Genomic DNA, 10,918 nt, shown 5'->3' with positions numbered 1-10,918 from the left:
CCTGGTGTGCGCGGCCGGCGGCATGTTCACCCTCAGCCAGGCCTCGGTCGGCTATCCGCCCGTGCTTGCCGGGGTGCTGCTCAGCGGTTTCGGGATCGGCCTCGCGCTGACTCCCGTGACGGACACGGTGATGGGCCTCGTACCGCCGGAGCGCTCGGGCAACGCGGCAGCACTCAACGACACGATGCAGGAGCTGGGCAACGCTCTGGGCGTCGCGGTGGTCGGCACCGTGCTGGCCCGTCAGTACAGCTCCGAGGTGCCGGGCCCGCCGACCTCCCCGGCCGCCCGCGAGTCCTTCGGACAGGCCGCCGCTTCGGGCTTCCTGGTGGCCGCCGCGGTGGTGGCGGCGGGCGCGGCCGTCGCCGTCGTCCTGCTGCCGGGTTCCAGCCCCGTGGGCAGGCACCGCCGTCCGAAGCAGCGGGCCATCGGCGGTACCCGATGGACCACACCCGACACCGAGTCCCCCGCGCTCCAGGGCGTCTACGACGGCTGACCGCGAGGCGGGGGACGGTGGCGGGCGGCCTCAGGCTGGGGCGCCCGCGAACTCCTGTGCGGGCGCGTAGCGTTCGAGGACCGCGGCCAGCTCCGCCAGGAAGCCCCGCTCGTCGTCGCGGATGAAGAAGTGACCGCCGGGCAGGGTGCGCAGGTCGCATCCCTCTCCGGCGAACCGCTGCCACGCGGCGATCTCCCGTACGGACACCAGCCGGTCGCGCTCGCCCGCGAAGAGATGAAGCGGCACCGGCAGCGGCTCGGTGTGCGTCGCCACGGCGTCGTGCCGGCACATCGACAGGTCGTCGCGCGCCACCGGCAGTACGGCGGAGAGGAACTCCGGGTATTTCAGCAGCACTTGTGGAATCCCGCCGAGCCGGGCGAGGCCCGCTGTCAGCTCCTCGTCGTCGGCGTCCGGCGCGGCTATGGCGGGCGCGGGCAGATGCGGCGCTCGGTAGGCGCCGAGAAGGAGCGCGCTGGGGAGCGGCGCACCGCGCTGCTGCCGGCGCCGGGTCAGCGCGTAGGCGATGAGCGCGCCCATGCTGTGGCCGTAGAAGATGTGCGGCCGGGACAGCTCCTCGTCCAGGTGCTCGTCCAAGTCGTCGATGAGCGCCGTGAGTTCGGTGAACCGCTGTTCGTGGACGCGGCCCTCTCGGCCGGGCAGCTGCACCGGCATCACCCGCACGCCGGCCCCCTGCGCGTCGAGCCCGCGCTGCCAGCGCCCGTAGGCGGAGGCTCCGCCGCCCGCGTACGGGAAGCAGAGGAGCCGGACTCGGCCGGCTCCTGCCGCGTCGTCCTCGCGCATCCGGGACAGGTAGGGCGTCATGGGGTCCACCTCGGGCTCGTCCGGTGTCGGTGCACCGGCCGGGACGAGTGGGCATCACGGGTACTGCGGCCGTCCCGGCCGGCACCCCCCAAGCGTGACCGAGGCTGCTAAAAGGCCGCCAAAGACCGCACGGGCGAGTCCAGGAGCGGGTCTGCCGCCAGGATCGCACTGTGCAACCGCTGCAGCCGCTGGGAGGGTTCGATCCCCAGCTCCTCGACGTAGGTCTCACGCAGCTTCCGGAAGGCCTGAAGCGCCTGCCAGGACCGCCCGCACCGGTAGAGCGCCAGCATCAGCTGCGCGTGCAGGCTCTCCTGAAGCGGATACCGGGTGGTCAGCATGGTGAGTTCGCTGATCAGCTCGGCGTGCCTGCCAAGTTGAAGGTCGGCGGTGATCCGTCCGTCCAGCGCCGCACGCCGTGCCTCCTCGAGGCACTGTGCCTCCACCTCGAGCCCGGATCCCGTCCGCACGTCGGCGAGCGCGGGCCCGCGCCACAGGGAGAGCGCACGCTCCAGCGACCTGGACGCCTCCGCTCCCCTGCCCTCCACCAGCGAACGCAGTCCGCGGGTGGCGAGGCGGTCGAACTCGTGGGCGTCCATGGCCGATCCGGGCATGTCCAGCATGTAGCCGTTGTAGCCGCGGCTGAGGACGTCCTTGGCGCTGCGGCCCCCTGACGGGTCCAGGGCTGCCGAGATGGCGCGGCGCAGCTGCTTGATGTAGGTCTGTACGACCCCGGAAGGGTTGGTGGGAGGTTCGCCTCCCCACAGTTCCTCCGCGATCGCCGCAGTGCTCACGTGCTTGCCGACTCCGGCGGCGAGCAGCGCCAGTACCTGGCGTGGTTTGGCCGCGCTGGGGACCACGGAGGTGCCGTCGATCCGCACGACGAGCGGCCCGAGAATTCCGATGTCCATCTCCCCCGCTCCCTTCCACTTGTTAGGGCGACAGTGGCAGGCGGGCGGGGCACAGGACAGTTAGCCAGCCATGAAGGTGACATGAACCGGCCAGGTGCATCGGGGTGAGATTTTCACGCCGCCACAGGTACCACCGGTGACAGCGGGAGACACGGGGGAACCGCACGGGAGAGCCGGAGCACCCCCGGCGCACCGCGGTGCCCGCCCCCGGTCGGGTGGGGGCGGGCACCGCGGCCGCATGAGAGGTGTCAGACCGCCAGCGCGCGGTCCGTCGGTCCGATGGGGGCGTGGAGGGAGCTGGCACCCATGAGGTAGCGGTCGACGCCCTTGGCCGCCGAGCGGCCCTCGGCGATCGCCCAGACGATGAGGGACTGGCCGCGGCCCGCGTCACCGGCGACGAAGACGCCGTCGACGTCGGTCGCGTAGTTCGCGTCGCGCGCCACGTTGCCCCGCTCGTCCAGCTCGACGCCGAACTGCTCGACGAGGCCGTTCTCGCGGTCGATACCGGTGAACCCCATGGCCAGGGTGACCAGTTGGGCGGGGATCTTACGCTCGGTGCCCTCCTTCTGAGTGGGCCGCCCGTCCTTCATCTCCATCTCGATCATGTGCAGCCACTGGACGTTGCCGTCCTCGTCGCCCTCGAAATGGGTGGTGCCCACGGAGTAGACCCGCTCGCCGCCCTCCTCGTGCGCGGAGCTGACCTTGTAGAGCATGGGGAAGGTCGGCCACGGCTGGTTCTCCGAGCGCTCCTCACCCGGCTTCGGCATGATCTCCAGCTGGGTGACGGAGGCAGCGCCCTGCCGGTGGGCCGTGCCCACGCAGTCCGCGCCGGTGTCGCCGCCGCCGATGACGACGACGTGCTTGCCCTCGGCGCTGATCGGGGAGACGGTCAGGTCCCCCTCCTGCACCTTGTTGGACAGCGGCAGATACTCCATCGCCTGGTGCACGCCGTTGAGTTCACGTCCCGGCACGGGCAGGTCGCGTGCCGTCGTGGCGCCCGCCGCGATGACGACCGCGTCGTGCCGCTTGCGCAGCTTCTTCGCGTCCAGATCGCGGCCGATCTCCACCTCGGTACGGAACTTGGTGCCCTCCAGACGCATCTGCTCGATACGCCGGTTGATGTGGCGCTTCTCCATCTTGAACTCGGGGATGCCGTAGCGGAGCAGCCCGCCGAGGCGGTCGGCGCGCTCGTAGACGGCGACCGTGTGACCGGCACGGGTCAGCTGCTGCGCAGCCGCCAGCCCCGCCGGGCCGGAGCCGATGACGGCGACCGTCTTGCCCGAGAGCCGCTCAGGCGGCTGCGGGGTGACGTCCCCGTTGTCCCACGCCTTGTCGATGATGGTGACCTCGACGTTCTTGATGGTCACCGGCGGCTGGTTGATGCCCAGCACGCACGCCGACTCGCACGGGGCCGGGCACAGCCGCCCGGTGAACTCCGGGAAGTTGTTCGTCGCGTGCAGCCGCTCGATCGCCGCGCCCCAGTCCTCGCGGTAGGCGTAGTCGTTCCACTCGGGGATCAGGTTGCCCAGGGGGCAGCCCTGATGGCAGAAGGGGATGCCGCAGTCCATGCAGCGCCCTGCCTGCTTGCTGACGATCGGCAGCAGCGAGCCCGGGACGTAGACCTCGTTCCAGTCCCGCAGCCGCTCCTCGACGGGACGGGACTGCGCGACCTCGCGGTCGGTGTTCAGGAAGCCCTTGGGGTCAGCCATTGGTCGCCGCCTCCATCATCTTCTCGTGGGTCTCGGACTCGCTGAGTCCCGCTCGCTCGGCGGCGTCCTTGGCGGCGAGCACTGACTTGAATGTGGCGGGGATGACCTTGCCGAAGCGGGGAAGCGCCGCTTCCCAGTCGGCCAGGAGCGCCTCGGCCACGGTGGAGCCGGTCTCCTGCTGGTGGCGGCGCACGACGTCGTGCAGCCACTCCCCGTCCTCGTCGTCGAGTTCGCAGACGGCTTCCCTCAGGCCCGCGTTGACGTTGGCGGGATCGAGGTCGATGACGTAGGCGGTGCCTCCGGACATGCCGGCGCCGAAGTTGCGGCCTGTGCTGCCGAGCACGACGGCGGCACCACCGGTCATGTACTCACAGCCGTGGTCGCCCACGCCCTCGGCGACGACGAGCGCTCCGGAGTTGCGGACGCAGAAGCGCTCACCGACGCGGCCCCGCAGGAACATCTCGCCGCCGGTCGCACCGTAGGCGAGGGTGTTGCCCGCGATCGTGGAGAACTCGGCGAGGTGGTCGGCGCCGCGGTCCGGGCGCACCACCAGCCGGCCGCCCGAGAGCCCCTTGCCGACGTAGTCGTTCGCGTCGCCCTCCAGGCGCAGCGTGACGCCGCGCGGCAGGAAGGCACCGAAGGACTGGCCGGCGGAGCCGGTGAAGGTGATGTCGATGGTGTCGTCGGGCAGGCCGGCGCCGCCGAACTTCTTCGTCACCTCGTGACCGAGCATCGTGCCCACGGTCCGGTTGATGTTGCGGATGGCGACCTGGCCGCGTACGGGCTGCGCCTCCTGTGCGACGTCGGCGGACAGGGCGTCGGCGGAGAGCTTGATCAGCTCGTTGTCGAGCGCCTTGGCCAGGCCGTGGTCCTGCTCGACGGCCTGGTGCATGACCGCGCCGTCCGGCAGGTCCGGTACGTGGAGCAGCGGCTCCAGGTCCAGGCCCTGTGCCTTCCAGTGGTCCACGGCACGGCTGACGTCCAGCAGTTCGGCGTGCCCGATGGCCTCGTCCAGGGTGCGGAAGCCCAGCTCGGCAAGGAGTTCGCGGACCTCTTCGGCGATGAACTGGAAGTAGTTCACGACGAATTCGGCCTTGCCGTTGAAACGCTCGCGCAGCACCGGGTTCTGCGTGGCGATGCCGACCGGGCAGGTGTCCAGGTGGCACACCCGCATCATGACGCAGCCGGAGACCACCAGCGGTGCGGTCGCGAAGCCGAACTCCTCGGCGCCGAGCAGCGCGGCGACCATCACGTCACGTCCGGTCTTGAGCTGGCCGTCCGTCTGCACGACGATGCGGTCGCGCAGACCGTTGAGCAGCAGGGTCTGCTGCGTCTCGGCCAGGCCCAGCTCCCAGGGGCCGCCCGCGTGCTTGAGCGAGGTGAGCGGCGAGGCGCCCGTGCCTCCGTCGTGCCCGGAGATGAGCACCACGTCGGCGTGCGCCTTGGAGACGCCTGCGGCGACCGTGCCGACGCCGACCTCGGAGACCAGCTTGACGTGGATGCGCGCCCGGGGGTTGGCGTTCTTCAGGTCGTGGATGAGCTGGGCGAGGTCCTCGATGGAGTAGATGTCGTGGTGCGGCGGCGGCGAGATGAGGCCGACGCCCGGCGTCGAGTGCCGCGTCTTGGCCACCCACGGGTAGACCTTGTGGCCCGGCAGCTGGCCGCCCTCACCGGGCTTGGCGCCCTGGGCCATCTTGATCTGGATGTCGTCGGAGTTGACGAGGTATTCGCTGGTGACGCCGAAGCGGCCGGAGGCGACCTGCTTGATCGCGGAGCGGCGCGCCGGGTCGTAGAGCCGGACCGCGTCCTCGCCGCCCTCACCCGTGTTGGACTTGCCGCCCAGCTGGTTCATGGCGATGGCGAGCGTCTCGTGCGCCTCCTGGGAGATGGAGCCGTAGGACATGGCACCGGTGGAGAAGCGCTTGACGATCTCGCTGACGGGCTCGACCTCCTCGATGGGGATCGAGGGGCGGTCGTCCTTGAGCTGGAAGAGCCCGCGCAGCGTCATCAGACGCTCGGACTGCTCGTCCACGCGTGCCGTGTACTGCTTGAAGATGTCGTACCGGCGGGCGCGTGTGGAGTGCTGGAGCCTGAAGACCGTGTCCGGGTCGAACAGGTGCGGCTCGCCCTCGCGGCGCCACTGGTACTCGCCGCCGATGTCCAGGGTCCGGTGTGCGGGCGCGATGCCGGTGGCGGGGTAGGCCTTGGCGTGCCGGGCCGCCACCTCCTTGGCGACGACGTCCAGACCGGCGCCGCCGATCTTCGTGGTGGTCCCGTGGAAGTAGGTGTCGACGAAGGACTCCTCCAGGCCCACGGCCTCGAAGACCTGCGCACCGCGGTAGGAGGCGACGGTGGAGATGCCCATCTTGGACATCACCTTCAGCACGCCCTTGCCGAGCGCCTTGATCAGGTTGCGGATGGCGTCCTCGGCCGGCATGTCACCTGGCAGGAACGTGCCGTCCCGTACGAGGTCCTCGACCGTCTCCATGGCGAGGTAGGGGTTGACGGCGGCGGCGCCGTAGCCGATGAGCAGCGCGACGTGGTGCACCTCGCGCACGTCGCCGGCCTCGATCAGCAGACCGACCTGGGTGCGCTGCTTGGTGCGGATCAGGTGGTGGTGCACCGCGGAGGTCAGCAGCAGCGACGGGATCGGCGCGTGCTCGGCGTCGGAGTGCCGGTCGGAGAGCACGATCAGGCGGGCGCCGGCCTCGATGGCGGCGTCGGCCTCGACGCAGATCTCCTTGATCCTCTCGGCCAGGCCCCTGCCGCCCTCGTGCACGCGGTAGAGACCGGAGAGCGTCGTGGACTTGAAGCCGGGCAGGTCGCCGTCGGCGTTGATGTGTATGAGCTTGGCCAGCTCGTCGTTGTCGATCACCGGGAACGGCAGGGTGACGCTGCGGCAGGAGGCCGCCGTCGGCTCCAGCAGGTTGCCCTGCGGCCCGAGTGAGGAGTTCAGCGAGGTGACCAACTCCTCGCGGATCGCGTCCAGCGGCGGGTTCGTCACCTGCGCGAACAGCTGCGTGAAGTAGTCGAAGATCAGCCGCGGACGCTCGGAGAGCGCGGCGATCGGCGAGTCGGTGCCCATGGAACCGATCGGCTCCGCCGCGGTCTTGGCCATCGGCGCGAGCAGGACGCGCAGCTCCTCCTCGGTGTAGCCGAAGGTCTGCTGGCGGCGCGTGACGGAGGCGTGCGTGTGCACGATGTGTTCGCGCTCGGGAAGCTCGGACAGGTCGATCAGCCCGACGTTCAGCCACTCCTCGTAGGGCTGCTCGGCGGCGAGCTGCTGCTTGATCTCGTCGTCCTCGATGATGCGGTGCTCGGCGGTGTCCACGAGGAACATGCGGCCGGGCTGCAGCCGCCCCTTGCGTACGACGCGGGAGGGGTCGATGTCGAGAACGCCCACCTCGGAGCCGAGCACGACGAGCCCGTCGTCGGTGACCCAGTAGCGGCCGGGGCGAAGCCCGTTGCGGTCCAGGACGGCGCCGACCTGGGTGCCGTCGGTGAAGGTGACGCAGGCCGGGCCGTCCCAGGGCTCCATCATCGTGGAGTGGTACTGGTAGAACGCCCGCCGTGCGGGGTCCATCGAGTCGTGGTTCTCCCAGGCTTCCGGCACCATCATCAGCACCGAGTGGGGCAGCGAGCGCCCGCCGAGGTGCAGCAGTTCCAGGACCTCGTCGAAGATCGCGGAGTCGGAGGCGCCGGGGGTGTTGACCGGGAACGTCCGCTCCAGAGCCATCCGCTCGTCGCCGTCGCGTCCCGGGCCGAACAGGTCGGAGGACAGCTGGGACTCACGAGCCCGCATCCAGTTGCGGTTGCCCTGCACCGTGTTGATCTCGCCGTTGTGCGCGACGAACCGGTACGGGTGCGCCAGCGGCCAGCTCGGGAAGGTGTTGGTGGAGAAGCGGGAGTGGACCAGGGCGATCGCACTCGCGAAGCGGCGGTCGGACAGGTCGGGGAAGAACGGCTCCAGCTGCCCGGTGGTGAGCATGCCCTTGTAGACGAGGGTGCGCGAGGACAGCGACGGGAAGTAGACCCCGGCTTCACGCTCGGCGCGCTTGCGCAGCACGAAGGCGAGCCGGTCCAGCGAGATGCCCGTACGTGCGGCACCGGCGCCGCCGGCGTCCTCCACGAACAGCTGCCGGAAGACGGGCATGGTCGCGCGGGCGCCCGCACCGAGCAGTTCGGGTGCCACGGGGACCTCGCGCCAGCCGAGGACGCTGAGGCCTTCCTCGGACGCGAGCGTCTCGATCTGCGAGACGGCGGCGGCGCCCTCCGTCTCGTCGGCGGGCAGGAAGGCGATGCCCACGGCGTAGGCGCCGGGCTCGGGCAGGGCGAAGTCGACGGTCTCGCGCAGGAAGGCGTGCGGGACCTGGAGCAGCAGTCCGGCGCCGTCGCCGGTGTCCGGATCGGAGCCGGTGGCGCCGCGGTGCTCGAGGTTGCGCAGTACGGTCAGCCCCTGCTCGACCAGTTCATGGCTGGGCTCACCGGTCAGGGTGGCCACGAAGCCGACACCGCAGGCGTCGTGCTCGTACCTCGGGTCGTACATCCCCTGCTTGGCAGGGTGGGCCGCCTGAAACGCCGCACGCATCGGCTCTCCCGTCGTCGTCCTGGCTTACAGCACCTCCCCGGCATCGCCGGGGGGACCCCCGATCCGGACCGGGTCCGGGGAGCGGGGGCCGAGGGACGACGTTGGCCCTCTGCAGAGCAAATTTCCGTGAAGGTTACATGATGGACCACACCCCGAAAAACGGATGTCGCATCTCAGAACGTGGACTCGGTGGCCACATAGCGATACACGATGGGGTGTCGCCCAGGGCCTGCGGCGGGGGTGCGGATTGCCCCTGCACGACGGCGCTGTACTCGGGTCCGGTGCGGGCGTCATTGCTCGCGGACCTTCCGGCTTCTGCCCGGCGTCGCACGACCTGAAACCGTGAGGTAACAAGAAGATCGTGCAGCGGACAGCGGCATCGAGTCCAGCTCACGGGCCATGACTCACCCCACAGCCACGCCGAAGGCGACGCCCAGCCCGTACGTCACGGCCGCCGCGGCCGCACCCAGCGCCAGCTGCCGAAGCCCGCTGAACCACCACTTCCGCGCAGTCACCCGGGCCACGATCGCCCCGCAGGCGAACAGACCGGCGAGTGCCAGCACCACCGCGTACCACAGCGATGTCGCGCCCAGCAGATACGGCAGGACGGGCAGCGCGGCACCGACCGAGAAGGACAGGAACGAGGAGACGGCCGCGACCGTCGGGGAGGGCAGGTCCGTCGGGTCCACGCCGAGCTCCTCGCGGGCGTGCGCCTCCAGTGCCTTCTCCGGGTCCTCGTGGAGCTGCCTGGCGACCTCCATCGCCAGCCGGGGCTCCACGCCCCGGGACTGGTAGACCTCGGCGAGCTCCTCGAGTTCGTCCTCGGGGTGACGGCGCAGCTCGCGCCGCTCCACCTCGAGCTCGGCCTGGACCAGTTCGCGCTGCGAGGCGACGGAGGTGTACTCGCCCGCCGCCATCGAGAAGGCTCCGGCCACCAGACCGGCGAGCCCGGAGATCACGATGGTGCGGGAGGAGGCGGAGCTGCCCGCCACGCCCGTGACCAGCCCCAGGTTGGACACCAGGCCGTCCATCGCACCGAAGACCGTGGGCCGCAGCCACCCACCGCTGACGTCCCTGTGCGTGTGGTCCGCGTGATCGTTGCGGGGACCCTCGTCGCTCTGCCCGTCCGCACCCGGCGTTGTGTCCTTCTCCATGACCGCCATATCCGGTTCGCTTCCTCCTGCCTCGGCGGAGCCGACCGCCCGCGCCGGCTTCCAGCTCCTCGAAGGTATGCGCGAAAGAGGTGCTCCCGCCAGCAAGGAAGGCCGAACTTACCTGGTGAGGGGACCGCCGCCCGGCGCCCGATCCGAGCGCCCGTTCCCCTACGGCGGCGGCCACCCGGCGGTGAGAGCTGGGTCACACGGCATTGACGCCCGCGAGAACTGCGCGCAACATTCCTGTCACTCACCCCGCACTCCTGCCCAGGGCGGTTGCCGCGGGAGCTGTAAACGTTTCCAGTCGGTTCTCAGATCAGCGGTCGAAGGGGCAGATTTGTGGTGACGACAGGCGGGCCACCCACCGTCGAGACGATCGCCGAGCGCGCCGGCGTCTCCATCGCCTCGGTCTCACGTGTGCTGAACGGTCACGGGGCGCGCCCCGACACCGTCCGCCGCGTGGAGCGCGCCGCCGCGGAGGTGGGCTACGTGCCCAACGCCGTGGCCCGGTCCCTCAAGGGCGGCCGGTCGATGCAGCTGACCTTCGCCATGCAGGACATCGGCAACCCCGTGTACGTCGCGATGGTCAGGCAGATCCAGACGATCTCCAAAGCACACGGTTACCGGCTGCTGCTGCATTCGACTGACGCCGTCGTCGAGGACGAACTCGCGGTGCTCCGCAGCCTCGCGGACCGCACGAGCGACGGGCTGATCCTCTGCCCCATCCGCATCACCCCGGAGCACATCGAGGCGCTGCACACCGCGGCCCAGCCGGTCGTCGTGATCGGCTCGCTCCCCGAGGGCGCTCCCGTGGACAGCGTCCGCGCCGACTCCGTCACCGGCTCGGAGCTGGCCGTGCGCCATCTCGTGGAGACGGGACGGCGCACGGTCGCCTTCATCAACGGGCCCGCCGACACCGTTCCCGGGCGGAACCGTCAGCGCGGCTACCGCCAGGCCCTCGAGACCTGCGGGCTGGAGGGCGACCCCGGCCTGGTGGAGACGACGGACTTCACCATCGAGGCGGGCGCCCGCTCCCTGCACCGGCTGCTGGACGCCGCCCCCGGCATCGACGCGGTCTTCTGCGCCAACGACCAGCTCGCACTCGGCGCCTCGCAGGCCCTGCACTCCCGCGGCCTGCGCATCCCCGAGGACGTCGCGGTCGCCGGAATGGACGACACCGTCCTCGTACGGGCCGGCTGGCCTCCGCTGACCAGCGTCGACCTCGGCTCCGCCGAGCGCGGGCG

The 10,918-nt window shown here is 70.6% G+C and carries 6 protein-coding genes and 1 pseudogene; 2 read left to right on the top strand and 5 right to left on the bottom strand.

Going from position 1 to position 10,918, the window contains the following annotated elements:
• Window positions 1–493: pseudogene (locus H5J26_RS23420) on the top strand (MFS transporter); the annotation flags it as partial.
• A gap of 30 nt (window positions 494–523) precedes the next feature.
• Here the strand turns inward: H5J26_RS23420 and H5J26_RS23415 are convergent.
• From H5J26_RS23415 to H5J26_RS23395, 5 genes are all read right to left on the bottom strand, one after another.
• Window positions 524–1,315 (bottom strand): thioesterase II family protein, encoded by a 792-nt coding sequence (locus H5J26_RS23415; RefSeq protein ID WP_181767925.1) that lies wholly within the window; start codon window positions 1,313–1,315, stop codon window positions 524–526.
• A gap of 107 nt (window positions 1,316–1,422) precedes the next feature.
• Window positions 1,423–2,223 (bottom strand): AfsR/SARP family transcriptional regulator, encoded by an 801-nt coding sequence (locus tag H5J26_RS23410; RefSeq protein ID WP_181767924.1) that lies wholly within the window; start codon window positions 2,221–2,223, stop codon window positions 1,423–1,425.
• 248 nt (window positions 2,224–2,471) lie between these two features.
• Window positions 2,472–3,932: a glutamate synthase subunit beta gene (locus H5J26_RS23405; RefSeq protein ID WP_181767923.1), complete on the bottom strand. Its 1,461-nt coding sequence runs from the start codon at window positions 3,930–3,932 to the stop codon at window positions 2,472–2,474.
• Complete coding sequence (gene gltB / locus H5J26_RS23400) at window positions 3,925–8,478, bottom strand: glutamate synthase large subunit (RefSeq protein ID WP_181767926.1); 4,554 nt, start codon at window positions 8,476–8,478, stop codon at window positions 3,925–3,927. The genes H5J26_RS23405 and gltB overlap by 8 nt, the downstream gene beginning before the upstream one ends.
• Before the next feature lie 446 nt (window positions 8,479–8,924).
• Window positions 8,925–9,674 carry a VIT1/CCC1 transporter family protein gene (locus H5J26_RS23395; protein WP_181767922.1) on the bottom strand — a complete coding sequence of 250 codons (750 nt, stop codon included), beginning with the start codon at window positions 9,672–9,674 and terminating at the stop codon, window positions 8,925–8,927.
• A gap of 339 nt (window positions 9,675–10,013) precedes the next feature.
• On the opposite strand from H5J26_RS23395, the gene H5J26_RS23390 reads away from it, so the two are divergent.
• On the top strand, window positions 10,014–10,918 hold a 905-nt coding region (locus H5J26_RS23390; RefSeq protein ID WP_309238037.1), incomplete at its 3' end, for a LacI family DNA-binding transcriptional regulator.

Origin of the sequence: Streptomyces albidus (ex Kaewkla and Franco 2022), assembly GCF_013870515.1 — a bacterium.
Lineage (GTDB): Bacteria > Actinomycetota > Actinomycetes > Streptomycetales > Streptomycetaceae > Streptomyces > Streptomyces albidus.
Note: the sequence above shows the minus strand (reverse complement) of the source record. Positions and strands in the feature narration are given on the sequence as shown.